At 42.3% G+C, this 23,884-nt stretch carries 25 protein-coding genes; 19 read left to right on the top strand and 6 right to left on the bottom strand.

Annotation, left to right across the window (positions count from 1 at the left end; all coding sequences use genetic code 11):
* Position 1: 1 nt before the first annotated feature.
* Together rlmD and HUK62_RS04205 are read left to right on the top strand one after the other, a co-directional pair.
* Positions 2 to 1,390, top strand: a complete 1,389-nt coding sequence (gene rlmD / locus HUK62_RS04200; protein ID WP_176537171.1) for a 23S rRNA (uracil(1939)-C(5))-methyltransferase RlmD — start codon at positions 2 to 4, stop codon at positions 1,388 to 1,390.
* A 33-nt stretch (positions 1,391 to 1,423) separates the two neighbouring features.
* Positions 1,424 to 3,730, top strand: coding sequence for a bifunctional (p)ppGpp synthetase/guanosine-3',5'-bis(diphosphate) 3'-pyrophosphohydrolase (locus HUK62_RS04205; protein WP_004979149.1), 2,307 nt, complete (start codon positions 1,424 to 1,426; stop codon positions 3,728 to 3,730).
* 38 nt (positions 3,731 to 3,768) lie between these two features.
* Here HUK62_RS04205 and HUK62_RS04210 read toward each other — a convergent pair whose 3' ends face one another.
* Entirely contained in the window at positions 3,769 to 4,536 is a 768-nt protein-coding gene (locus tag HUK62_RS04210) for an SDR family oxidoreductase (protein ID WP_176537172.1), read from the bottom strand.
* A 118-nt stretch (positions 4,537 to 4,654) separates the two neighbouring features.
* Here HUK62_RS04210 and mazG point away from each other — a divergent pair, with 118 nt between their 5' ends.
* The 10 genes from mazG to HUK62_RS04260 all read left to right on the top strand — a co-directional run bounded on the left by mazG (position 4,655) and on the right by HUK62_RS04260 (position 12,634).
* Positions 4,655 to 5,416, top strand: a complete 762-nt coding sequence (mazG, locus tag HUK62_RS04215; RefSeq protein ID WP_176537173.1) for a nucleoside triphosphate pyrophosphohydrolase — start codon at positions 4,655 to 4,657, stop codon at positions 5,414 to 5,416.
* 18 nt (positions 5,417 to 5,434) lie between these two features.
* Positions 5,435 to 5,833, top strand: a complete 399-nt coding sequence (locus tag HUK62_RS04220) for a ComEA family DNA-binding protein (RefSeq protein WP_114836792.1) — start codon at positions 5,435 to 5,437, stop codon at positions 5,831 to 5,833.
* A 137-nt stretch (positions 5,834 to 5,970) separates the two neighbouring features.
* On the top strand, positions 5,971 to 7,440 hold the full coding sequence (gene pcnB, locus HUK62_RS04225; RefSeq protein ID WP_176537174.1) for a polynucleotide adenylyltransferase PcnB: 1,470 nt from the start codon (positions 5,971 to 5,973) through the stop codon (positions 7,438 to 7,440).
* Positions 7,437 to 7,925 carry a 2-amino-4-hydroxy-6-hydroxymethyldihydropteridine diphosphokinase gene (gene folK / locus HUK62_RS04230; protein ID WP_078425168.1) on the top strand — a complete coding sequence of 163 codons (489 nt, stop codon included), beginning with the start codon at positions 7,437 to 7,439 and terminating at the stop codon, positions 7,923 to 7,925. The genes pcnB and folK overlap by 4 nt, the downstream gene beginning before the upstream one ends.
* A 36-nt stretch (positions 7,926 to 7,961) precedes the next feature.
* The gene (panB, locus tag HUK62_RS04235; RefSeq protein WP_004692301.1) at positions 7,962 to 8,771 is read left to right on the top strand and encodes a 3-methyl-2-oxobutanoate hydroxymethyltransferase; all 810 of its coding nucleotides are present in this window, start codon (positions 7,962 to 7,964) and stop codon (positions 8,769 to 8,771) included.
* Positions 8,772 to 8,774: 3 nt separating this feature from the next.
* Positions 8,775 to 9,617, top strand: coding sequence for a pantoate--beta-alanine ligase (panC, locus tag HUK62_RS04240; RefSeq protein ID WP_125274089.1), 843 nt, complete (start codon positions 8,775 to 8,777; stop codon positions 9,615 to 9,617).
* Between the two features lie 26 nt (positions 9,618 to 9,643).
* Positions 9,644 to 10,495, top strand: coding sequence for an RNase adapter RapZ (gene rapZ / locus HUK62_RS04245; protein WP_004692298.1), 852 nt, complete (start codon positions 9,644 to 9,646; stop codon positions 10,493 to 10,495).
* A complete protein-coding gene (locus HUK62_RS04250) occupies positions 10,492 to 10,761 on the top strand; it encodes an HPr family phosphocarrier protein (protein ID WP_010325935.1) in 270 nt (89 codons plus the stop codon). The genes rapZ and HUK62_RS04250 overlap by 4 nt, the downstream gene beginning before the upstream one ends.
* Before the next feature lie 2 nt (positions 10,762 to 10,763).
* The gene (gene yjgA / locus HUK62_RS04255; RefSeq protein ID WP_005400753.1) at positions 10,764 to 11,297 is read left to right on the top strand and encodes a ribosome biogenesis factor YjgA; all 534 of its coding nucleotides are present in this window, start codon (positions 10,764 to 10,766) and stop codon (positions 11,295 to 11,297) included.
* 99 nt (positions 11,298 to 11,396) lie between these two features.
* A protein-coding gene (locus HUK62_RS04260) for an IS3 family transposase (RefSeq protein WP_101495500.1) occupies positions 11,397 to 12,634 on the top strand; the annotation gives its coding sequence in 2 pieces (ribosomal slippage) (positions 11,397 to 11,733 and positions 11,733 to 12,634; 1,239 coding nt in all).
* A gap of 72 nt (positions 12,635 to 12,706) precedes the next feature.
* Here the strand turns inward: HUK62_RS04260 and HUK62_RS04265 are convergent.
* Positions 12,707 to 14,350: an acyl-CoA synthetase gene (locus tag HUK62_RS04265; protein ID WP_176537175.1), complete on the bottom strand. Its 1,644-nt coding sequence runs from the start codon at positions 14,348 to 14,350 to the stop codon at positions 12,707 to 12,709.
* Between the two features lie 509 nt (positions 14,351 to 14,859).
* On the opposite strand from HUK62_RS04265, the gene thrS reads away from it, so the two are divergent.
* Together thrS and infC are read left to right on the top strand one after the other, a co-directional pair.
* Positions 14,860 to 16,782 (top strand): threonine--tRNA ligase, encoded by a 1,923-nt coding sequence (gene thrS / locus HUK62_RS04270; protein ID WP_004692292.1) that lies wholly within the window; start codon positions 14,860 to 14,862, stop codon positions 16,780 to 16,782.
* Positions 16,783 to 16,787: 5 nt separating this feature from the next.
* Positions 16,788 to 17,339, top strand: coding sequence for a translation initiation factor IF-3 (gene infC, locus HUK62_RS04275; protein WP_078425166.1), 552 nt, complete (start codon positions 16,788 to 16,790; stop codon positions 17,337 to 17,339).
* Positions 17,340 to 17,430: 91 nt separating this feature from the next.
* Here infC and HUK62_RS18960 read toward each other — a convergent pair whose 3' ends face one another.
* Entirely contained in the window at positions 17,431 to 17,814 is a 384-nt protein-coding gene (locus HUK62_RS18960) for a hypothetical protein (protein WP_228723730.1), read from the bottom strand.
* Between the two features lie 375 nt (positions 17,815 to 18,189).
* On the opposite strand from HUK62_RS18960, the gene HUK62_RS04285 reads away from it, so the two are divergent.
* The 3 genes from HUK62_RS04285 to HUK62_RS04295 all read left to right on the top strand — a co-directional run bounded on the left by HUK62_RS04285 (position 18,190) and on the right by HUK62_RS04295 (position 19,649).
* Positions 18,190 to 18,810: a glutathione binding-like protein gene (locus tag HUK62_RS04285; protein WP_176537176.1), complete on the top strand. Its 621-nt coding sequence runs from the start codon at positions 18,190 to 18,192 to the stop codon at positions 18,808 to 18,810.
* Between the two features lie 115 nt (positions 18,811 to 18,925).
* Positions 18,926 to 19,219 (top strand): hypothetical protein, encoded by a 294-nt coding sequence (locus HUK62_RS04290; protein ID WP_004692286.1) that lies wholly within the window; start codon positions 18,926 to 18,928, stop codon positions 19,217 to 19,219.
* A 1-nt stretch (position 19,220) separates the two neighbouring features.
* Entirely contained in the window at positions 19,221 to 19,649 is a 429-nt protein-coding gene (locus HUK62_RS04295) for a YqaA family protein (protein ID WP_004692284.1), read from the top strand.
* A gap of 104 nt (positions 19,650 to 19,753) precedes the next feature.
* On the opposite strand, the gene HUK62_RS04300 is transcribed toward HUK62_RS04295, so the two are convergent.
* Positions 19,754 to 20,485 carry a TonB-dependent receptor gene (locus HUK62_RS04300; protein ID WP_176537177.1) on the bottom strand — a complete coding sequence of 244 codons (732 nt, stop codon included), beginning with the start codon at positions 20,483 to 20,485 and terminating at the stop codon, positions 19,754 to 19,756.
* A 104-nt stretch (positions 20,486 to 20,589) separates the two neighbouring features.
* Positions 20,590 to 21,843, bottom strand: coding sequence for an MFS transporter (locus HUK62_RS04305; protein WP_176537178.1), 1,254 nt, complete (start codon positions 21,841 to 21,843; stop codon positions 20,590 to 20,592).
* Positions 21,844 to 22,064: 221 nt separating this feature from the next.
* On the opposite strand from HUK62_RS04305, the gene rpmI reads away from it, so the two are divergent.
* Positions 22,065 to 22,259: a 50S ribosomal protein L35 gene (rpmI, locus tag HUK62_RS04310; protein ID WP_004278281.1), complete on the top strand. Its 195-nt coding sequence runs from the start codon at positions 22,065 to 22,067 to the stop codon at positions 22,257 to 22,259.
* 11 nt (positions 22,260 to 22,270) lie between these two features.
* Entirely contained in the window at positions 22,271 to 22,630 is a 360-nt protein-coding gene (gene rplT / locus HUK62_RS04315) for a 50S ribosomal protein L20 (RefSeq protein WP_004692276.1), read from the top strand.
* Positions 22,631 to 22,659: 29 nt separating this feature from the next.
* On the opposite strand, the gene HUK62_RS04320 is transcribed toward rplT, so the two are convergent.
* Positions 22,660 to 23,868, bottom strand: a complete 1,209-nt coding sequence (locus HUK62_RS04320; protein ID WP_176537179.1) for a hypothetical protein — start codon at positions 23,866 to 23,868, stop codon at positions 22,660 to 22,662.
* Positions 23,869 to 23,884 lie beyond the last annotated feature (16 nt).

The raw sequence follows: 23,884 nt of genomic DNA on the forward strand, positions 1-23,884 counted from the left end.
CATGAAACATAGAGCCAAACCTCGTCCAACTCAACAGCCCAGTTATATTTTTCAGGTTGAGTCACTTTCGCATGAAGGACGCGGCATAGCGCACTATGGTTCGCATCCAGACCATCCTGCGGACAAGCAGGGGAAAAAAGTCTTTATTAGCTATGCATTGCCGGGTGAAACGGTCAAAGCGCAGATTACCCATGCGGTAAAGCGCTTAGAGGAAGCCGATGCTGTTCAACTCCTCAGTGAAGCCTCTGCTTTTCGGGTTGAGCCGAAGTGCCCGCATTTTAAAAGCTGTGGTGGCTGTAATATGCAGCACATTCATCCCGATGAACAAATTCGTTTAAAGCAGGATGTGCTTAAATCACATTTACAGCATTTTGCGGGGGTTCAACCTGAAGAATGGTTGCCGCCTTTACGCTCTTTACGTGAAGACTACCGTCGTAAAGCGCGCATTGGGGTGCGTTATTTGCCGCACAAAGATCAATTGGTCGTGGGTTTTAGAGAGCGTCAAACCAATAAACTGACTTCAATTGATCGTTGTTTGGTCTTAGATCAAGAGTTTGGTTCGATCACACGCTTGAAGCAGTTACTCCAAAGTCTAACAGCCAAAGCGGCTATTGGTCATATAGAATTGGCTATGGGGGATTGTGACATCGCCCTCACGGTGCGACATACTGAAAAATTAAACACCGAGGATGTCAACCGATTAAAACAATTTGCGTTAGACAGAGGGTGGCAGTTGTATTTACAAGCTGCTGGCCCAGACAGTCTAAAGCGTATGGATGATGAACATGCAGAGATGCGTTTACATTATCGTTTAAATGATTTTGATGTGGCATTTGGATTTAACCCACACGACTTTACTCAAGTAAACTCAACCATTAACCCGCAAATGGTGAAATTGGCATGTGACTTGCTAGATTTAAAACAAGGAGAACGTGTTCTCGATTTGTTCTGTGGTCTAGGAAATTTCTCTTTGCCTTTGGCTCGATGCGTGGGCGCAACAGGACAAGTGGTTGGTGTTGAAGGCAGTGAAGAAATGGTTCAACGTGGTGCAGAAAATGCGGAACGTAATGCGCTTCGCCAGTTGAAGTTCTTTTCACAAGATTTAACAAAAGATTTCTCGCATCATTCTTGGGCAAATCAAGGATTTGATGCATTATTGATAGATCCTCCACGTGCAGGCGCAGAGGAAATAATGCATTATATGCCTAACTTTGGTGCAAAAAGAATCGTTTACGTGTCGTGTAATCCAGCGACACTCGCAAGGGATGCGGGGCTGTTGGTACAACAGGGTTATCGATTAGTCAAAGCTGGTGTGATGGACATGTTTACCCACACAGGTCACGTTGAGTCGATAGCATTGTTTGAAAAAGATAATGAGATAAACGATTAAAGAATATGAAGCGTAAAAGTGTAGGAGAAGGGTATGGTCACAGTACGTGAGCAACTACCTGGGCGACTCAATGAGTTGTCTCAGGAGGCGACTGTAGAGCATGCCGAACAAGCTCAACATGATTTGGCTGAATGGTTAGATCGTGTTCGAAGCATATTAGATGATGCGAAGCTTGAGCAACTCGAAGAAGTTGCCAATTTGACTTTACAAAAAGAGTTAGAAACCACGGTTAATCATCGTTCCAATACCTTTTATACCGGTATTGAAATGGCGGATATTCTGGCCCATTTACATGTCGATGAAGACACCTTGGCTGCTGCGATGCTCTATCGTGGTGTACGCGAAGGCGTGATTCCATTGGCGGAAGTACAAGAGCATTTTGGCGAACAAGTGCATGCACTTGTCAAAGGCACTTTGGCTATGGGTAAGTTATCTGACCTCATCGAGCAGAATAAACGCCTCGAAGATCACTTTAATAACAATCAGCGCGAGCACTTAAACGGCATTTATAAAATGTTGATTTCAGTGACGGAAGACGTGCGCGTTGTACTGATCAAATTGGCTGAGCGAACTTATGCACTGCGTGAATTGGCGACTTCATCTAAAGAACGTCAAGAGCGTGTAGCACGAGAAATCTTAACCATTTACTCACCTCTGGCACACCGTTTAGGGATTGCGCAGTTAAAGTGGGAACTGGAAGATTTAGCCTTTCGCTATTTAGCACCCGATCGCTATAAAGAAATTGCGACGCTGCTGAATGAAAAGCGACTGGAGCGTGAGCAATATATTCAGTTTGTGATTGATACTTTGCGTGCATCTTTGAATGAGCATGGTATTGAAGCTGAAATTAGTGGCAGGGTAAAACACATTTATTCGATTTATCGAAAAATGAAAAGTAAGAACCTGAGCTTCGATCAGCTCTATGACATTCGTGCCGTTCGGGTCTTGGTTAAAACGGTTCCTGAATGCTATCACTCGTTGGGGATCGTGCACCAAATTTGGCGGCATATTCCGCATCAGTTTGATGACTATATTACCAATCCGAAAGCCAATGGTTACCGCTCACTGCATACGGCTGTGATTGCGGAAAATAAGTCACTTGAAGTTCAGATTCGTACCAAGAGCATGCATGAAGAAGCAGAACTTGGGGTGTGTTCGCACTTTAACTATAAAGAGGGCGGTAAGAATACCGATCGCTCTTTTAACCATCGTTTACATTCATTGCGTGCAGTACTTGAACACTATCAAGAGCGCAATGATGCGAATGTACATAAGTCTGATGAAGACTCTGAAAATTTTGAGCAAATTCAAGATTTTGAAGACTTTGAGAAGATTTATGTGTTTAGCCGTGATGGCGATATTAAAGAGCTCCCACGTGGTTCGACAGTACTCGATTTTGCCTATCATGTGCATACTCAAGTCGGTAATAAGTGTTATGCCGCGCGAGTGAATCAGCGCTATGTTCCACTGACTTATACCTTAAAAACGGGTGAGCAAGTTGAAATTTTAACCAAGAAAGACCGTGAGCCAAACCGTGATTGGTTGGTGAACTCTTTAGGTTACATCAAGACGGCACGTGCGCGTGACAAGCTGCGCCATTGGTTTAGACAACAAGACCGCAGCAAAAACTTGGAAGTGGGCCGTGACCTTTTAAATAAAGAACTTTCACGTTTAGCAATTCACCCAAAAAGTATTGATTTGAATGATTACTGCAATCATTTCAATGTCAAAGCGGGTGAAGATATTCTGATTGCACTGGTCAATGGTGACATTAGCCTGCATGCTTTGATCAATCAGGTGAACCGTCATATGCATTTGGATCAGGACGAACCTGAACTGGTGCTGAAGCCGACGTTGAATCCACGTGCTAGTCATACCTTGTCAGCGCATGGCATTCTGATTGATGGTTTAGATAACGTTGAGCTGCATGTGGCGCAGTGTTGTCAGCCTGTGCATGGCGAGTCAATTGCGGGTTATATCACCTTGAACCGTGGGGTGAGCATTCACAAAGTGGCGTGTCCTGACTACTTACGCATGATTCAAAATGAACCTGAACGTGCAGTAGAAGCCGATTGGGAAATGCAGCCAACGCGTGGTCAGAGTGTGCAAATCGTGGTGGAAGCTTATGATCGTCGTGGTTTGCTCAAAGATTTGACTCAAGTGATTTTCTCCGATCAAATCAATATTCGTCAGGTCAACACCATCTCTGAAGCAGACGGTATTGCTAATATGAAATTGTTGATTGAAGTTAAAGGCTTATCGCAACTATCAAAACTGTTGGCGCGTTTAGAACAGCAACCGGGCATTATTAGTGCGCGTCGTTTGGTGCAAGGTAACTAAGTAACCGTTATAAAAAAGCCTGCAATTGCAGGCTTTTTTTATTTGGAAAGGTACAAATTGGTCAGGCGATTGAGAAATTGGGGACTGATTTTACTCAGTTGAAATAAAAGCTTGGCTTTGGCGCCCAAGGCTTGATGGGTTGCAGTGAGTGCCGTATCTTTTGCAACAGCACGTTGAAAAACGTGTTGCGCTACATCTTCTGCAGTTAAGTGTACCCCCATGTTTTGAATACTCTTCGCTTGCATATCTTGCACCATGGCAGTTTGTACAAATAGCGGCATGACATCTAATACACGAATGCCATATTTCTGCCATTCGGTATCTAAGCCTTCAGTGATGCCGCGTACCGCAAACTTACTGGCAGAGTACGAGACTAAATCGGCTTGACCATAGATGGCTGAAGCCGATGAAAGGTTGATGACACGAGCAAAATTCGCTTGTTTGAGGTAGGGCAATGCAGCGTGACAGCCATTCAGTACACCATTGACATTGATCGACATGGTTTTGTGATGTGCGCTGATCTCTGTTTGTTCAAAAGGCCCTGAGAATAGAATTCCTGCATTATTGACCAAGATATTGAGCTCACCTGCCCATGTGACAAACTCGGCTAAAGCAGTTTGCCAGTCTTGATAGTTGGAAACATCGAGCTGTCCTGCTTTGGCATTTGGGCCGAGGCTAGCTGCCAGCTGTTGGGCTTGAGCGCTATTGATGTCGTAAATTCCCACTTTATAGTGATGTGCGTAAAATAAGCGGGCGATGGCCGCACCAATACCTTGGGCTGCACCGCTAATCAAAATACTGCGCATTGAAATGGCTCCTTGTTGCTCTTTTTCTTGATGTTATTGTTGTGATTGGATTGAGCATAACAAATGAATGCCGTCATAATGTAATTTTTATCAATATGATTTTTGAAGAGAGATAAACATGGAACAATTGCTGAACGTGATGCGTGAATTACGTGAAAAATGTCCATGGGATCAACAACAAACCCCAGAAAGTTTAACCCGCTATGCCATTGAAGAGGCTTATGAAGTTGAAGCCGCTGTGCGTTCAGGTAAAGCTGATGAGGTACGCGATGAGTTGGGGGATTTACTGTTACAGGTGGTGTTCCAGTCACAGATGTATGCCGAGCAAGGGGCTTTTAATTTTCAAGATGTGGTTCATGCCATCACAGAAAAACTGATTCGTCGTCATCCCCATGTCTTTCAAGCACAGCAGTTTTCAGCGTTGTCTGCCGAAGAGGTGAGCGAACTTTGGAAGCAAATTAAACAGCAGGAAAAGCAAGGTAAGTCACAGTCACGATTAGACAGCATCAAGCATGGCCCAGCCTTACAACAAGCGGAGCACATTCAAAAAAATGCAGCACAGATCGGTTTCGACTTTCCTGATGTGGCCGGTGCTTATGCCAAGCTTGAAGAAGAATTAGCTGAATTGAAACATGCGGTTCAGCAGCAAAATTCCGATGAAATAGCAGATGAATTTGGCGATTGTTTATTTTCAATGATTAATGTTGGACGTAAACTGGGCGTCTCAAGCGAAATGTCGCTTTTGAGTACGATTCATAAGTTTCGGACTCGTTTTGCTTTCATTGAAGATCAAGCTTTGCAACAAAATAAAAATATTGAGCAAATGTCTTTAGCTGAAATGGATCATCTGTGGGAGCAAGCCAAATTACAACTGAAATAATAAAAATGGTGGTTTCAATTGATAAAAATAAAAGTAAGTTTGTTGATCATTGCGTTGTTATTACTGAGTCTACTGGCTTGGGTACCCAGTAGTTATGCACAGTCTTTTGATCAGAACTACCTGAACTGGAAAGCAGAGCAGCAGGCGTGGGATGATCGTATTCAAGCGCCAAAGAGCGTGAAACGTGCTGTGTCTCCTGTTCAGGCTCAACCTGTGTTGAGCGCAAATAAAATTAGTTTAAATCAAGCCAGTGTCGATCAATTACAGCAGCTTCAGGGTGTGGGTTTAAAAAAGGCACAGGCAATTGTGGCCTATCGCCAGAAACAAGGGCCATTTAAGACCATAGATGAACTACAACAGGTGCGCGGGATTGGACCGGCAATTTTTGCAAAAAATAAAACTCGTTTGGGCTTGTGAAAAAAGCGGTGTCATTTATTGGTGAATTGATCAGAATCCTGCTTTGCTTTCGATAATCAAATTGCCCTTTGATTGTGTTAGATATATGATTAGCGTCATCTTAGAATTTTACGTTTAGGCGTAGGAGACAGCGGCTTTTGCAAACTTTGCGCGCGTCAAAATGTGGTTTATCAACCGCTCAATTACCTTCTTACATTTTAGATGTGATCGATGCATTAACTAAGGCAGGCTATGAAGCGTATATCGTCGGTGGCGGTGTCCGCGACATGATGCTTGGCCTAAATCCCAAAGATTTTGATGCAGTGACCAATGCAACACCGTCACAGGTAAAAGAAGTTTTCGGACGACGTTGCCGTATTATCGGACGCCGTTTTGAGCTGGCTCATGTCTATTCAGGTCGTGAGTTGGTTGAAGTGGCAACTTTCCGTGCACCGCCGAAGAAAGAAGTCACCTCTGCGCAAGGCATGATTTTGCGTGATAACAATTGGGGCACGATAGAGCAAGACTTTGCTCGCCGCGATTTTTCAATTAATGCAATGTACTATCAGCCACGCAAGGGCGTTGTCTTAGATTTCTGTCATGCTGTGGATGACATTAAAAATAAAACCTTACGTCTACTGGGTGATGCACAAACGCGTTTTGAAGAAGATCCTGTGCGAATGCTACGGACTTTGCGTTTTGCTGCAAAATTAGGTTTCTCAATCGATCAGCAAATTCTTGACGTTTTTACCTTGGAAATGACGCAGTTACTGCGTGATGTTTCGCCGCACCGTTTATATGATGAATCTCAGAAGTTATTCACGATGGGACATTTAAATCGTGTATTGCCAATGTTGATCGATTTCGGCATTTGGAAGCAGTTATTTGCAGATATCCAACCGAATATCACCCCATTTATTGAACGTGCCGCTAAAAATACCGATCAGCGTATTCAAGTGGGCAAAACCATCAACCCTGCATTTTTCTATGCGGTGTTGTTATGGCAACCGTTCTTAGAGCGTTGTGAGTTTTATAGTGGTAAAGGTGTGGTTGCAGCTGAAGCTCGTGCACAAGCAGGACTTGATGTATTAAAACGCCAAGCCACGCGTACTATTATTCCGCGCTTTGCCGAAACCTTCATTCGTGAAGTGTGGGAAATGCAAACTCGTTTACTCAATCCGAAAGCACAGCAAATTCAAGCCTTATCCAGCCATGCACGTTTCCGTGCAGGCTTTGACTTTTTGTTGCTTCGCGAAAAATCTGGTGATGACGGTACGCTTGGCATGGGACAATGGTGGGATGCCTATCAGTTGATGAGCACCGATGAAAAAGAACGTGCCATTAGTCAATATAATCGCCAACGTGCAAAATCACGTCGCAGTAGTAAAGCAAGTGCTGAAGAAGCGGCGATTGCCAAAACGGTAAGTCATGAAATTGAGCCTTTGGTGCAAGAGCAAGAATCGCGCAGTCGTCGTGCACGTAAACCGAAGCAACACGCTGAAGCTCGTACGCAGACTGGTAGGGGAGCAGGTCACAGCTCGACCGAGATTGGCGCAGACCACCCAATTTTAAAACGTAAACGTGTTCAACGTGATTTAAGCAGCGTGATTTTTGGGCCGACACAATGAGCATCGTCACGTACATTGGTCTAGGTAGTAACTTAGGCGACTCTAAGGTGATTTTGACTGAAGCGGTGCACAAGTTGGCTAGTCTTGGCGATGTGAAGACCTCCAAGCTGTATCAAAGCCCACCGATGGGACCGCAAGATCAACCCAATTATTTAAATGCCGTAGTGCAACTCAGCACAAACTTGGCGCCGTTGGCTTTGCTGGATGAGCTGCAACGTTTTGAACAAGAGTCGGGACGTGTACGTTTACGCCATTGGGGTGAACGCACTTTAGATTTAGATTTACTGATCTATGCAGAAGAGAAAATTCAGCATGAACGCTTAACCGTGCCCCATGTCGGTGTGATGGAGCGTGATTTTGTGTTGATTCCATTGCTGGATTTAGACCCCAATTTACACATTGATGGTATTGCGTTGAAACAGTTGCCTGTTGTACAACAACCCACGTTGAGCGTGCTGGATGCAGGCAATTGGGCAGAGATTTAATTTAGCCGAGCTAAAGATGTTGAAAGGAATAGTTTGATGATTAGTTTAAATGACTTAAGAAAATTTAAAGCAGAAGGTCGCAAATTTTCCTGCCTGACTTGCTATGATGCAAGTATGGCAAAGGCAATGGAACTTGCTGAAATTGATACCATTTTAATTGGTGATTCACTAGGTATGGCGATTCAAGGTCGTGATTCCACTTTGCCTGTTACGGTTGAAGATATGGCTTACCATACCGCAGCTGTACGCCGTGGTAACCAGCATGCCTTGATCATGACCGATTTACCGTTTATGAGCTATGCCACCTTAAATGATGCTTTGCAAAGCTCAAAAGTAGTGATGCAAGCGGGCGCGCAAATGGTCAAAGTCGAAGGTGGTGCGTGGCTGGCTGAAACGGTTCAGGTTTTGACACGCAACGGTATTCCTGTATGTGTACACTTAGGTTTAACCCCACAGTCTGTACATGTGTTTGGTGGCTATAAATTACAAGCACGCACACGTGAAGCGGCAGACCAATTAATTGCGGACTGCCAAGCGGTGGTTGATGCGGGTGCTGCGGTGCTGTTATTAGAGTGTGTGCCTGCGCAGCTCGGTAAAGAAATTAGTGAGTTGTTCCCACATGTACCTGTCATTGGCATTGGCGCAGGTGTGGATACCGATGGTCAAGTCTTAGTGGTACAAGACATGCTTGGACTGACTTTTGGTCGTGTTGCAAAATTTGTGCGTAACTTTATGAAAGAACAAGCAGGGGAAACGGCGATTTTGGATGCGTTCAAGGCATACCATGCAGCGGTGCTTGATAGCTCATTCCCTGCGAAAGAACAAACATTCCAAGTCGAGCTGTAAAACATGAAAACTGAAACCACGATCCAAGGCCTATCAGCATCATTGAACCCTGCGCGAACGGCTCGAAAAAGTATTGGTTTCGTCCCGACCATGGGGAACTTGCATCAGGGGCATTTGAACCTTGTGCGCGAAGCGAAAAAACTCTGTGATGTGGTTGTAGTCAGCATTTTTGTGAATCCGATTCAATTTGGACCCAATGAAGATTTTGATAGTTACCCACGCACCTTGGAGCAAGATCAGCGCTTGTTGGCCGAGGTTGGTTGTGACATCGTGTTTGCACCATCGGTTGAGCAAATGTATGGCAACAGTCCACGTTTGACCAATATTACTGTTTCAGATATCACCAATGATTTGTGTGGTCTACAACGCCCAGGTCATTTTGATGGTGTCGCCGTTGTGGTGACGAAACTGTTCAATATTGTGCAACCTAATTTTGCTTTCTTTGGTGAAAAAGACTATCAACAGTTGGCTGTGATTCGTCAGTTTGTTCGTGATTTGAATATGCCGCTTGAAGTGATGGGTGTGGCAATTGCACGTGCAGAAGATGGTTTGGCTTTAAGTTCCCGTAATGGTTATTTAAGCGAAGAAAACCGTCAAAAGGCACCGACCATTTATCAAAGTTTAAAAGCGGCAGAACAGTCGCTACAAACCGGTACTGCTTTAGCGGATGTGTTAGCAAATATAAAGGCGACATTGACACAGGCTGGTTTTGTTGTGGATTATGTGGAAGCACGCACACCTGCATTGCAGAAATTAGATGCGTTTGACCAAGATCTGGTGCTTTTTGTTGCGGCGAAACTCGGGGCAACTCGTTTAATTGATAACTTGAAAGTAAAACATATTTAGGCAAGCTCACCTCTCAAAGGATTAAGATGAAGCGCATTTTAATTGTTACAGGACAGTCTGGTTCGGGTAAATCCTCTGCATTACAAGTGTTGGAAGACCTCGGTTATTACTGTATTGATAATTTGCCTTTGGCCTTACTCCCAGAGATTGTGGCTAAACTGGATCGGGAAAATAACCTTGAGCAGTTGGCGCTTGGTGTGGATGTACGCAGTACACGTGCAGATTTGCAAGAGTTCGACTTGGTGTTTGAACAATTGCAAAGGCATGGTACGGTCGATATTATTTATTTGACCACGCGTGACCAAGAACTAATTGCGCGCTTTAGTGCTTCACGTCGTCCGCATCCGTTGGCGACACGCTTTCAAAGTTTGAACCAGTGTATTCAAGAAGAAAAAACCCTTTTATTGCCGATTAATTTGCGCTCAACTGTGCATATTGATACCACCGATAAAAGTGTGCACGATTTAAAGCATACCTTGCTGTCAAAATTGGGGCAGTCAGATAACCTGATTTTGATTTTGCAGTCTTTCGGCTTTAAACATGGTATTCCGTTAGATGCTGACTATGTGTTTGATGTGCGTCATTTACCCAATCCCCATTGGGATTTAGAACTGCGGAAGTATTCTGGACTAGATGCCCCTGTGCAAAAATTTTTGGAACAAAGTGAGCAAACCCACGAAATGTTCCAAGATATTTATAAGTTTTTAGATAAATGGTTACCAGCTTTTGCTGAAGGGCATCGTCACTATATGACCGTGTCAATTGGTTGTACGGGTGGGCAGCATCGCTCTGTATATATTGTGGATAGACTAAAAAAAGCCCTTGAGGCAAAATGGTCTATTCAGGTCCTCCATCGAGAAATGAAGCACTGGGCATGATTGACACAACTGTTGACGTAATTAATAAACTAGGGTTACATGCGCGTGCATCTGGCAAGCTCATTGAAGTGACCACCAAATTCCGTTCTTCAATCCAAATTGGAAAAGGAGACAAATTGGTGGATGCCAAAAATATTATGTCCCTCCTGATGCTAGGCGCAGGAAAGGGCACCACTTTACGCTTGGTGCTTGAAGGCGCAGATGAAGAACAAGCTTTATCTGAGATTCAGGCACTATTTGCAGCAAAATTTTACGAGGCAGATTAATCGTGGCACGTCGACCGCATAGTTTTACTGAAGAAGACTTTGAATCTTTAGAAGGACGTGCAAGTAAAACTGAACAGAAAAAAGCCGTACAACGTATGGCATCTTTGGGTTCTCAACTTGCAGAGTTGAACACTAAACAAATTCAAAACTTACCTGTTGAAGAGCGTTTGATTGAAGCCCTTTTGGATGTGAAACTGATTACATCAAATGAAGCTCGTCGTCGCCAATTTTTACGCATTGGGAAGTTGTTGCGTAATGAAGATGAAACGGTGATTTTGTCTTATTTGACACCGCAACAAGGCGCGAAAAAAACCGCTCAATTGCAGCGTTGGGTTGATCGTATGATCAAAGATGGTGATGTGGTCATTAATGAGTTTTCCAAAACTTATAATGCCGCGGAACGTCATACCATTCGTCAGCATGTATTGCGTATTCACCGTGATATGAAACAGCAGGCAGATGAAGAACAACTTAAAGCTTCGCGTTTGAAGTTGTTTAACTACATTCAGCAAGTGGCTTTAATTTCAGATAATTAAGTCATTGAGACATAAAAAAAGCGACCTTCAAGGTCGCTTTTTTATTTGAGAATATTGTCCCGTCCTGAAATAAGTTTACACCTTTAAGAGGCTTATTTTATGGAACATGAACGAGAACAAAGAGTTAAACGTACACAAGGTGATTATAGCTTTGCCTTTAAAATGATGGTTGTACATGAAGTAGAAAAAGGGCAAATTACTTATAAACAAGCTCAGGCAAAATATGGTATTCAAGGAAGATCAACTGTGCTGGTATGGTTACGCAAGCACGGACAACAGGACTGGACTTCGAATATGCCGCCTTCTTCTAAACGCCAATTAACACCCCAACAACGAATCCGCCAATTAGAAAAGCAGTTAGCCGCAGAAAAGCTTAAAACTGAATTTATTCAGGATGTGATTTATCACATTGATAAAGAATGTGGGACTGATCTTGGAAAAAAGTATACCGAGCACGTTTCAAAGATTGGCAAAGCCAAAGAGGACTAAGCGTTTCACGTTATTGTCAGTGGTTGGGAATCACCCGACAAGCTTATTATCAAGCAGAAAAACGTGCTCAAATGACTGCACAAGCAACTGAACAAATACTTGAGTTGGTTATGGAATATCGTTGTCTCATGCCAAGTATCGGAACACGTAAGTTGTATTGGCTTATTAAAGGCAAATTGTTGCAGCGTGGTTTAAAGTGTGGACGGGATCAGTTATTTAAAATATTGAAAGAGCATAATTTATTGATTCGCCCCAAGCGTCGCTATACAAAAACTACGGATAGCAAGCATTGGATGAAGAAGCATCCAAATTTATTAAAGGATTATTCAGCAGTGCAAGCCAACGAAGTCTTTGTTAGTGATATTACTTATGTTGAGAGTGCTGAAGGCGTACATTATTTATCATTGGTGACAGATGCTTATACCCGTCAGATTAAAGGTTATAAGTTATCGAATGATATGCGTGCGGAGAATGTTATGCAGGCTCTACATATGGCGATGCAGCATGTGACGGATCGAGCGACTAGGATGATTCATCATTCAGACAGAGGCTCTCAGTATTGCTCTGAGCTATATCAATCGGCATTGCGCCATTATGGGATATGTCCTTCCATGACAGATGGATACCTTGCGAAACAGTGTTTCTCATATCAAAATGCATTAGCAGAGCGGATTAATGGAATATTAAAGCAGGAGTTTTTAACTACACGATGTCAAACCATGAAGGAGTTAGATCACTTAATTACGGAATCTATCATGATTTATAATTACTATAGACCACATTTAAGTTTAAATATGAACACCCCGAATCAGATGTATGAGCAAACTAAAACCGAGCTAATTGCTTAACTCGGTTTGAAGTGGAATACTGTCAATCTATTTCAGGACAAGACATATTTGTTTGTATAGACTGCTGAATGTTTAGCTAAACTCGCCCGTTGCACGCTCTTTGGCCCAATCGCGTAGAACAAATTTTTGTAACTTGCCTGTCGAGGTTTTTGGAATTTCTGTAATCACTACATCTTTCGGTACTTTAAAACGTGCCAGATGTTGCTTACAGAATTCAATGATTTCCTCAGGTGTGGTTTCTTTACCTGCTTTGAGTTCAATAAATGCACAGGGCACTTCTTGCCAGCGAGGATCGGGTTTTGCGACCACCGCAGCCGTTAAAATAGCAGGATGTTGATAGAGAATTTCTTCAACTTCTAGTGATGAAATATTCTCGCCTCCAGAAATGATCACATCTTTAGAGCGGTCAGTAATTTTGGCATAGCCATCGGGTTGGCAGACTGCAAGATCGCCTGTATGAAACCAACCACCAGCGAACGCTTCTGCGGTCGCCTCAGGGTTTTTGAGGTAGCCTTTCATCACAATGTTGCCACGGAACATAATTTCGCCCATGGTTTGACCATCATGCGGTACAGGTTGCATGGTATCTGGATCAAGGACTTTCATACCATCTTGCAGTGGGTACGGTACACCTTGGCGTGAGTGCAGCTGCGCTTGTTCTTGAATCGATAAGTCAGACCAACCCGCTTGAGACGCACAAAGCGCAGAAGGGCCATAGGTTTCAGTGAGACCGTAGACATGAGTGACATTGATACCAATATGGCGCATGCCTTCAATGATTGCAGCAGGAGGCGCAGCACCTGCCACCATTACCTCAACGCGGTGTTCAAAGTGAACCCGTTGCTCTTCAGAGGTATTGATCAGCATGGATAATACAATCGGCGCACCACAGAAATAATCGACTTTGTGCTCAGCGATGAGTTTGAAAATGAGTTCAGGGTCAATTTTACGTAAACAGATGTTGGTGCCGCCATTGGCTGCCATGGTCCATGCAAAGCACCAGCCGTTACAGTGAAACAGTGGTAGGGTCCACAAGTAGGTCGCACGAGGTGTCATGCCACAAGCAATGATGTTACTGGCTGCATTGATATAAGCGCCACGGTGGTGATAAACCACGCCTTTTGGGTTGCCTGTGGTGCCAGAGGTGTAGTTAAGGCTAATGGCATCCCATTCATCTTGAGGTAAATGCCATTCAAAGTTGTCATCGCCTTCGGTTAACCAGTCTTCATACTCGATTTGCCCAATCGGGGCTGCAAAACAGTTTTCGTACTCAGCATCATCTACATCAATCACGAAAATATCGCGTCCGACCAAAGCCAAGGCTTCTTGTGCAACCGATGCAAACTCTGGATCCACCAATAAGACTTTGGTTTCTGCATGATCAAGCATAAATGCGATGGTTTTGGCATCTAAGCGCGTGTTCAATGTGTTGAGGACAGCACCTGCCATTGGGACTGCAAAATGTGCTTCGATCATTGCAGGGACATTGGGCAGCAAAACAGAGACAGTATCGTTTTTTGTGATTCCCAGTTTTTGTAATTGTGAGGCAAATTGGCAGCAGCGAAGGTAAGTTTCACGCCATGAAATATGGCGGTGCCCATGAATGATGGCATCTTGATGAGGGTAAATATAAGCAGCTCGTTCTAAATAACGCAGCGGTGACAAAGCCACAAAGTTTGCGGGGGTTCTTGGTAACTCATCATAAGCACTCACCATGTTGATCACTCCAAATTCAGTATTATTTTTCCATTGATTAAAAGATATGCATTTTTCAGCCATCTTGCATTTATGCTTTAGTCGAGTTGCTCTTTTTAGATGAATTTATTGAATTTTTTTTGTTTAGTTTATCTAAACTGAATCTATGGATTCTGTGCGATATAAACCCTTTTAGTTAGATTTTAGCCTGCTTTTTAAGCAAAATGTGTATGCTTGTGTTGCTGTATTGTTCAATAAAAAGTGACCGATAGAGTCATTATAAAATGTAGCGATAAGGATTGCGGCACATCAATTCCCTCATTTTAGTGATGCTGTGGGACTGGCAAATAAATTCAAAATGCGCTGAAACGTGAATTTTATAGGGGAAAAGGTTTAATCCTGTGGATAACACGTGTAAAATTCGACTGATTTTATTTATCCACCGTTTTTATCTTTTGAGGTTTTACCTCGATCATAATCTCGCGGTGACATGCTCCATGGTACGGGGCATCACTCCTTAAGGATTTTTTATGCCAATTATCACTTTGCCAAATGGCGATCAAAAACAATTTGATCAAGCTGTATCTGTGATGGACGTTGCACTGAGCATCGGTCCGGGTCTTGCGAAAAATACAGTTGCAGGAAAAGTCGATGGTCGTTTAGTCGATGCATCTGACTTGATTACTACGGATGCCAGCCTTCAAATTATTACGCCTAAAGACGAAGAAGGTGTCGAAATCATTCGTCACTCTTGCGCTCACTTGGTGGGACATGCGGTGAAGCAATTGTTCCCTGAAGCGAAAATGGTGATTGGTCCTGTCATTGAAGATGGCTTCTATTACGATATTTTTAGCGCAAAGCCATTTACGCCAGAAGACATGGTAGCCATTGAAGAGCGTATGAAAAAGCTCATCGATCAAGACTATGATGTCATCAAAAAAATGACACCACGTGATGAGGTGATTGCAGAATTCACAGCGCGTGGTGAAGATTATAAATTACGCTTGATTGCAGACATGCCTGAAGAAACAGAAATGGGCTTGTACTACCATCAAGATTATTTGGATATGTGCCGTGGTCCACACGTGCCCAATACTAAATTTTTAAAAGCATTCAAGCTGACTAAAATGTCAGGCGCTTATTGGCGCGGGGATGCGAAGAATGAACAGTTACAACGTATTTATGGTACAGCGTGGGCAGACAAAAAACAGCTTGCAGCTTATATCAAACGTATTGAAGAAGCTGAAAAGCGTGACCACCGTAAAATTGGTAAAGCTTTAGACCTGTTCCATATGCAAGAAGAAGCACCAGGTATGGTGTTCTGGCATCCAAACGGTTGGACCATTTATCAAGTACTTGAACAATACATGCGCAAAGTACAACAAGATAATGGCTACCTCGAAATTCGTACCCCACAAGTGGTTGATTTCACGCTTTGGGAAAAATCAGGCCATGCTGCTAACTATGCTGATGGCATGTTCACGACGCATTCAGAAAGCCGTAACTATGCAATTAAACCGATGAACTGTCCTTGTCACGTACAAGTGTTCAACCAAGGTTTAAAATCATACCGTGATTTGCCAATTCGTTTGGCTGAGTTCGGTTCGTGTCACCGTAACGAACCATCGGGTTCATTGCATGGCATTATGCGTGTTCGTGGCTTTACTCAAGATGATGCACACATTTTCTGTACCAAAGAGCAAATTGGTCAAGAAGTGGCTGACTTCATTCAACTGACTTTAGATGTATATAAAGACTTTGGTTTCGAAGAAGTGCAAATGAAGTTGTCTACACGTCCAGAAAAACGTGTGGGTGATGATGCACTTTGGGATATGGCTGAAAAATCTTTAGCAGATGCTTTAGATGCTGCTGGTTTGGAGTGGGAACTTCAACCGGGTGAAGGTGCATTCTATGGTCCGAAAATTGAATTCTCACTGAAAGACTGCTTAGGCCGTGTATGGCAATGTGGTACAATCCAATGTGACTTCAATTTGCCAGAACGTTTAGATGCGTCATATGTCACTGAAGACAATGATCGCGATCAACCTGTAATGTTGCACCGTGCAATACTTGGCAGTTTTGAACGTTTTATTGGTATACTAATCGAACACTATGCGGGCTTTATGCCACCTTGGTTAACACCAATTCAAGCATGTGTGATGAACATTACCGATTCACAAGCGGAAGCATGTGAGTCAGTCGTCGCTAAACTTAAAGAAAACGGTCTCCGTGCGATTTCAGACTTGAGAAATGAGAAAATCGGCTTTAAGATTCGTGAACGTACATTAGAGCGTATTCCTTACTTACTGGTACTTGGGGACCGTGAGGTAGAGGAAGGTACAGTGAACGTGCGTACCCGCTCTGGAACAAATTTGGGTACTATGTCAATCGACGCTTTCGTTGACCTAGTAAAAGCAGCCGTTGCCGAACGCGGCCGGTACATTGTGGAGTAACAGCGATTAAACAGCCTGACCGTAATCAACAGGGCGGTAACAAATCAAACCGTCCTGCTTTGAATGATGAAATTCGTGCGAAAGAAGTCCGTCTTGTAGACGAAAATGGTGAGCAAAAAGGTATTGTTAGCTTGGCAGAAGCATTACGCGCTGCTGAAAGTGTTGAGCTTGATCTTGTTGAGATCGTAGCAAACGCTGAACCGCCTGTTTGTAAAATCATGGACTTCAACAAGCATTTGTTTGATCTAAAGCAAAAGCAGAAAGAAGCGAAGAAAAAACAGCATCAAGTACAGGTGAAAGAAATCAAACTCCGCCCGGGTACTGATGTTGGTGATTACAACGTAAAACTACGTGCAATCACTAAGTTCCTTGAAGAAGGCAACAAAGTAAAAATTACTCTTCGTTTCCGTGGTCGTGAAATGGCGCACCAACAGCTTGGTTTGGCTCAACTTCAAAAAGTTGAAGCAGATGTGGCTGACTTGGGCGTAGTTGAACAAGCACCGAAAATGGAAGGTCGTCAAATGGGTATGTTGCTTGGTCCTAAAAAGAAAAAGTAATGATCCATTGATCTTAAAAAAAGCACTGCCTATGCAGTGCTTTTTTTATTGCAATATGAAGAGAAGGCTACTAACCAATTTGATTGTGATCTTATAAAGTTGCTTGCAAAGTGCATAAGCCGTCTATCTCAAGTCCAATCTGAATATCCCTAAAGTTAGCGTTACTTAAGCTTTGCATGTGTTCATCTTTGGTCATATACAGTTCGAGATTCTTCATATTTCCATCAGGCTGGGCCAAGTGATCGGTCATGAAGTAAGAGCCATGGGGTTGGATAACTTGCTGTGCAATACTCTTGTGAAAATCATAGGCATATGCTTTATGGCGAAGTTCATGTAAAGCTTGATGAATCACGACATAGTCAAAGCGTTGACCATTCAGAACTGTATACCAATCCTGCTGTTTAAAATCAGCGATGATAAAATCTACGGATGTATGGGGAATAGCAGCTAAGCGTTGTTTGGCTAAGTTATGCATAGCCGCTGAAAAATCGACGGCTGTATAATGAGTATAGCTCGTCTACTTAAGAGCTCATATGCAAAGAAACCAGGGCCTGAGCCTAATTCTAAAATACGGACATCTGGCTTTGGATGATTTAAAATTTGAGAAATATAGTATTCGAAGAACTCTATTCGGTACGGTCGTTTAAGGTTTGCTTCCTTTGCCCACTGTGTCGCATGTAGCGGATCTTTAAGATCGATTGGGCTTGGAATATCAATGATTTTATTCATGTTGTTAAGTCATTTTTTTATTCGAATAAGAGCTAAATAATATATAAAATTACATAAAAATAGTCATGTTTAATTATGATATCGTGTATCCAAAATAAGTGAATAAACTCAGGAAATAAGAATGATCGATTTGTACTATTGGGGAACACCCAACGGACATAAAATTAGCATTGCATTAGAAGAGATGGGTTTGGAGTATCAAGTTTTTCCCATCAATATTTTAGAAAATGATCAGTTTCAACCCGACTTTTTACGCATTTCACCCAACAATAAAATCCCTGCGATTGTGGATCAAGATGGTCCTAAAGGTGAAGCCATTTCTGTGTTTGAGTCAGGGGCGATTTTGCAGTATTTAGGGCGTAAAACAGGACAGTTTTATCCAAGCGACGAACAGTCTCGTGTTGAAGTTGAGCAGTGGTTGATGTGGCAAATGGGTGGTTTTGGTCCAATGCTTGGACAGAACCATCACTTCAGTAAATTTGCTCCCGAACGTATTGGATATGCAACTGAACGCTATGTCAATGAAACCAAGCGTTTGTATGGTGTACTAGACAAGCAACTTTTTGGTCAAAACTATGTGGCTGGAGAGTATTCGATAGCGGATATGGCAATTTTCCCATGGATTTTGCGTTATGAATGGCAACAAATTGATATAAATGACTACCCAAATGTGAAGGCGTATATGGAGCGTATTCAAGCGCGTCCTGCAGTTCAGCGTGCGTTGGCGCTTCAAGTGAATTAGTTACAGAAGCGCTGACTTGAACTGTGTTAAGCTTAGCGCCTTCAAGGTATAAGCCATTCTTTAAAGCCACCGATGGGTGGCTTTTTTGTTGAAAGGTTGTTTGGACATTAGTGTAATGAAAAAAGAGTTTTTTCTCAATTTAACCCGCATTATTGAAGCGAATCCTAAAATCTATCTCAGTATTATTGTGGGGGTTGCGGGATGTTTGGTGCTATTTGTAGCTGAAGCGGTACACATTCAAAAAATCATTGAACTGCTGAATACCAAAGATCAGGCGGTACTTCGAGCTGCAATTGAACCGATTGCTGATAAGTATTCATGGTCACGTTGGTCTTTGTTGATTCTGGCATTGATCTGGTCAAGTTTTGCCTATAGCTCAACCAAGAAAAAGCTGGGTTTAAAATCATAAAATGATGTGGGCCTTAGGACTACTTTTCCTTTCTGCTTTTGGGGCAGCGACTCTGCTACCCTTGCAATCAGAGGCTGTCTTGGTGGGATTGTTGGCTCAGACGCAGTATCCAGTGTGGTTATTGGTAGCTGTCGCCAGTCTAGGCAATATTCTAGGTAGCTGTGTGAATTGGTGGCTCGGCTTGAAAGTTGAGCAATACAAAAACAAAAAATGGTTTCCCGTCTCAGAGCAAAAGATGTTGCAGGCGCAGGGTATTTATCAAAAATATGGTTTTTGGTCTTTATTACTCAGTTGGGTGCCCGTTATTGGTGATCCGATTACCCTCATTGCAGGATTACTCAAAGAAAACTTTGTTCGTTTTGTTGTGATGGTGAGTATTGCAAAAATAGGACGCTATCTTTTTGTGTATTGGATGTTTAGTCAGTTCTAATTATTTTCAGAGACTAACTAGCCACATGCTTATATGTGCTGAATGGGTTTAAAGTTGATATAGAGATGACACGAGTGAGTGAAAACTCGTGTCATGCTAAATTTTTAACGACAAGCATTTAGATCGAATTCAATCGCATCTTTAAATTTAGATTTTTTATAGAGCCACAGTCTACTTGCCGTGCGTTTAACACTAACTTTGCTGTTTGCAACGGCTTGTAAAACTTGTTGATCAAGCGCGTAAATACCTGAACCTTTGATAATTTTAGGCTTCTTGATGTTGCCGTGTTTATCGGCTTTAAAGCTAAATTTAATTTGACGGTCATGACCATTCAACTGCGTTGAATCTAGCGCAAGCGTAGGTTGAGCCTGATATTGAAAAGGCACTTTTTGCTGCTGTTGTTGCGCACGCCAGTTCTTTGAGTCAAAGCTATAGTTACATGCTTCGACATCATCTGGAGTTAAGTTTAAATTAAAAACTTGATAACCAATGACAGCTAAAGCGGTGTCGTCTTCTATAAACGGTTTTACTTTGGCTTGAAGCACGGCATTTACCAGCTTTTCATCTAAAGCTTTGATTCCAGTCGTTTCTTGGACTGTCGCTTTGGTCACATCACCTGTTTCATCCGCATACACACGAATAATTGCTGCACGGTTTTGTTGATTTAAATCGCTATTTTTATATTGGGGTTTGGGAAAATCTAGCCATTGAATACGCGTGGTCAAATGCGCCGATTGAGCTGAACTTTTTTGAATGGTGAGTTCTAATGGTGGTTGAGCTGCATGACTGAGATGAAAGGGCAGTGTAGATAATGCGAGCAAGAAGAGTGGTTTCATATGATCGATTTCTTTTATAACGCATCCAGTGCGCATGACTTAAATAATTGTTGCGAGTATTTCCTGAATTAGAAAGACTCGCAAGTTATATTGTTAAATTAAAACTATTTTTGCTCGGATTGGGTGATGTCTACACCAAATAAGTCTTTGGTTTTAGCCCAACTGAGTGCGATCACCAAGAGCGTCATGCTACCGCCAAAAACTGTTGCAATCACAGGGCCTAAATATTTTGCTGCAAGACCTGACTCAAATGCCCCCAGTTCATTACTACTCGACACAAACATGCCATTTACCGCTGCAACACGGCCTCGCATATTCTCAGGAGGGTAAATTTGTAAAATGGTCTGACGAATTACCACTGAAATACTGTCGCATGCACCCGTCATCGCAAGAGCAAATAAAGACAGCCAGAGATAGTCTGAGTATGCGAACAATAAGGTGAATAGGCCAAAACCTGCAACAGCAAGCAGCATATTGCGCCATGCATGTTGGGTGGGCGGAAAACGCGTCAGCGCAATCATGGTGATGAGTGCACCAATCGAAGGTGCTGCCCGTAAATAGCCCAATCCTTCAGGCCCAATTTTCAAAATATCTTCAGCAAAGATCGGGAGTAAAGCGATCACACCGCCGAACAGTACCGAGACTAAGTCGAGTGATATGGCCCAGAGGACAATTTTAGTTTTAGCAATAAAGCGAAAGCCTTCACCTAAACTTTGTAGTACACGTTCCGTTTCAATTTTAGGAAAAGTGCGTTTGCTTAAAAGATTGACGAGTAAGAAACATAGGCTGAGCACTACCGCTACACTGATGAAACTGGTTTCACGGCCGAAAAATGCCAGCATAAATCCGCCGAGCATCGGGCCAATAATCACACCGCTTTGCCAACCGATGGTGGTCCATGTAGCACCATTGGCATAAATTTCCCGAGGAATTAAAAAAGGTTTGAGTGATGTTGCAGATGGGTTATAGAACCCCCGAATTGTTCCTAGGCCAAAGATCACGGCATAAACACCCCATGACAGGGTGGAGAGTTCAATTTGCTTTAAGCCATAAGCATGAAATAAACCCCATAAAACCAAGGGCAGTGGAATGGCAAAGAATAAGCAGATTTTCATGATGGTTTGCTTATTAAAGCGATCTGCGAAATAGCCGCCCCATAAGGAGAGCGCAATATAGGGGATTGCTTCTGCCAGACCAATCAAGCCTAGAGTGAGTGGGTCTTTGGTGATTTTATACAAAGAATACGCCACAATAATTTCCTGAATTAAAATGGCAAGCGTCAGGCAAAATTGATTGAGTGTAACAAGAGAAAAGTCTCGGTATCGGAGTGCGGCAAAAGCATCCTGTGTAGCGTTCATAAGGGTACAGTATGGAATGGATGAAGCATTATACGACTTGGACTAAACCTCGGTTATAAATTCATCGCTTAAAGCTTATCGGGAAATAGACTAAGCTTGCTTTTATTATTGATTATTTGCTTTTGTTTTATACAAAGTTCGATTAGAATATTCGCTCCCTTACCTGCAGGTCGTTTTGCAATGGTGCAAACGTTCCGAACAGGTGTTCAAAAGAGGTTGTTATGCCTAAGATGAAAACTCGCCGTGGTGCAGCTAAGCGTTTTAAAGCTACTGCTAACGGTTTCAAGCGTAAACAAGCGTTCAAACGCCACATTTTGACCAAAAAATCTGCTAAGCGTATTCGTCAATTACGCGGCTGTGTAATGGTTCACGTGAGTGACGTTGCTTCAGTTCGTCGTATGTGCCCATACATCTAAGGAGATTATAAATGGCTCGTGTAAAACGTGGTGTACAGGCTCATCGCCGTCATAAAAAAATTCTTGCTCGTGCTAAAGGTTACTACGGCGCTCGTTCACGCGTATATCGCGTAGCGTTCCAAGCAGTAATCAAAGCGGGTCAATACGCTTACCGTGACCGTCGTCAGAAAAAACGTCAATTCCGTGCTTTATGGATTGCGCGTATTAATGCTGGTGCTCGTCTAAATGGTTTATCGTACAGCCGTATGATCGCTGGCTTGAAAAAAGCTCAAGTGATTATCGACCGTCGCGTACTTGCTGACATCGCTATGCATGATGCAGTTGCATTTGCTGCTTTAGCTTCTAAAGCTAAAGATGCATTAGCTGCATAAGTCTTTAAGGCTTAAAGAAAGACCGCTTTTTAGCGGTCTTTTTTATTGTTTGAATGAATGATGCTTTTATAAAGTGCATATAAAAATGCAATCGTTAGTATAAAAGTATTTCCCCACGATACGGAATAGAATGCCAAAGTCCACAATGCACAGTAACACCAAATGATGTGCCATAAAAATTTCATGATTTTGAATAAATTAAAAGAGCTTACAGCTACGCACTTTGTTTCTACTTGATGTTCTATGTCTTTTAGGTGCGTGGTATTTTCTACTACATCATTAGATGTAGGAAGTTGGACGGTGTTTTTTTCAATAGAAAAAGAAGAATCTTTTGTTGTTTCGGGAATATTGGACAAGTAATTACAATTTTTAATGTCTGAAAACTGATATTGATTTGCGCAGTGTTTAAAAATTAGTGGGCGGAGTAGGGTCAGTTGATTATAGGCTGCTGAAAAAGTATCTCTTTCGTTATTATTCATTTGAATATAATCGGAATATTCATTTTTTGAATGTGATGCAGTGGAGTATTGATGTTCTAATAAAGCTGTATTTTCTATCAAATTCGAAGCGTAATTTTTTCGAATAGTGAATGGAAATATCGGATACTGCTCTTTTATAGAATCATTGAATAAATCGCCGACATAGCAATTATTGATATCTAATGGAATTGGATAACTGCCATATTGTTTTGCCATATCATTAAAATAAAGACGTGCTTCTGTATCTTTAAAAAAAGTATCCCAATTGATTGGCTTTAAGTCTTGTTCTATAGTAGAAATTGCTTGAGGGGATGGGTGGTGTAACGTGTATGCCTCTACATTTTGGTAATAATTAGAATAATCATAAAAATCTTTGTTTCCATATTCATCAAAACTTTGCCATGTTGGTTTTTCATCGCTAAGGATTAAAACTTTATATTCATTATGAGGATAATGCACAACAATACAAAAACTTTCTTCATCGGTTGAAAAATAAAAAATTGAAGAGTCATTGAGTTCCATATGCAAGTCTTGAGCAACATGTAAACTCAGTTTTATGGCTCCGGATTCTTGTAGCCTACTTAAGAGATGTGAAGCAGAACCGCATAAAAGCGTACCGTATTTAGTATCACGTAATATTGGAAAATGGTTGAATAATAATGGATGCCTATCTAGGATCTCTGTATCAACGGCACCATTTAAATATTCATTTCCATAGCTTACAAAAGCAATTTGGCGATAAGCTCTATTTAGATACACTTTTTAATTCCGATAA

Source organism: Acinetobacter sp. NEB 394, from assembly GCF_013374795.1.
GTDB classification, from domain to species: domain Bacteria; phylum Pseudomonadota; class Gammaproteobacteria; order Pseudomonadales; family Moraxellaceae; genus Acinetobacter; species Acinetobacter johnsonii.

Excerpts from the sequence above, each read along its gene's own strand:
- rpmI (WP_004278281.1), top strand. The coding sequence starts at position 22,065 with ATGCCTAAGATGAAAACTCGCCGTGGTGCAGCTAAGCGTTTTAAAGCT.
- rapZ (WP_004692298.1), top strand. The coding sequence starts at position 9,644 with ATGAAGCGCATTTTAATTGTTACAGGACAGTCTGGTTCGGGTAAATCC.
- HUK62_RS04210 (WP_176537172.1), bottom strand. The coding sequence starts at position 4,536 with ATGCGCAGTATTTTGATTAGCGGTGCAGCCCAAGGTATTGGTGCGGCC.
- HUK62_RS04290 (WP_004692286.1), top strand. The coding sequence starts at position 18,926 with ATGAAAAAAGAGTTTTTTCTCAATTTAACCCGCATTATTGAAGCGAAT.
- mazG (WP_176537173.1), top strand. The coding sequence starts at position 4,655 with ATGGAACAATTGCTGAACGTGATGCGTGAATTACGTGAAAAATGTCCA.
- HUK62_RS04265 (WP_176537175.1), bottom strand. The coding sequence starts at position 14,350 with ATGGTGAGTGCTTATGATGAGTTACCAAGAACCCCCGCAAACTTTGTG.
- panC (WP_125274089.1), top strand. The coding sequence starts at position 8,775 with ATGAAAACTGAAACCACGATCCAAGGCCTATCAGCATCATTGAACCCT.
- folK (WP_078425168.1), top strand. The coding sequence starts at position 7,437 with ATGAGCATCGTCACGTACATTGGTCTAGGTAGTAACTTAGGCGACTCT.
- HUK62_RS04250 (WP_010325935.1), top strand. The coding sequence starts at position 10,492 with ATGATTGACACAACTGTTGACGTAATTAATAAACTAGGGTTACATGCG.
- panB (WP_004692301.1), top strand. The coding sequence starts at position 7,962 with ATGATTAGTTTAAATGACTTAAGAAAATTTAAAGCAGAAGGTCGCAAA.
- HUK62_RS18960 (WP_228723730.1), bottom strand. The coding sequence starts at position 17,814 with ATGCATAACTTAGCCAAACAACGCTTAGCTGCTATTCCCCATACATCC.
- HUK62_RS04295 (WP_004692284.1), top strand. The coding sequence starts at position 19,221 with ATGATGTGGGCCTTAGGACTACTTTTCCTTTCTGCTTTTGGGGCAGCG.
- HUK62_RS04285 (WP_176537176.1), top strand. The coding sequence starts at position 18,190 with ATGATCGATTTGTACTATTGGGGAACACCCAACGGACATAAAATTAGC.
- rlmD (WP_176537171.1), top strand. The coding sequence starts at position 2 with ATGAAACATAGAGCCAAACCTCGTCCAACTCAACAGCCCAGTTATATT.
- HUK62_RS04305 (WP_176537178.1), bottom strand. The coding sequence starts at position 21,843 with ATGAACGCTACACAGGATGCTTTTGCCGCACTCCGATACCGAGACTTT.
- HUK62_RS04205 (WP_004979149.1), top strand. The coding sequence starts at position 1,424 with ATGGTCACAGTACGTGAGCAACTACCTGGGCGACTCAATGAGTTGTCT.
- rplT (WP_004692276.1), top strand. The coding sequence starts at position 22,271 with ATGGCTCGTGTAAAACGTGGTGTACAGGCTCATCGCCGTCATAAAAAA.
- HUK62_RS04300 (WP_176537177.1), bottom strand. The coding sequence starts at position 20,485 with ATGAAACCACTCTTCTTGCTCGCATTATCTACACTGCCCTTTCATCTC.
- thrS (WP_004692292.1), top strand. The coding sequence starts at position 14,860 with ATGCCAATTATCACTTTGCCAAATGGCGATCAAAAACAATTTGATCAA.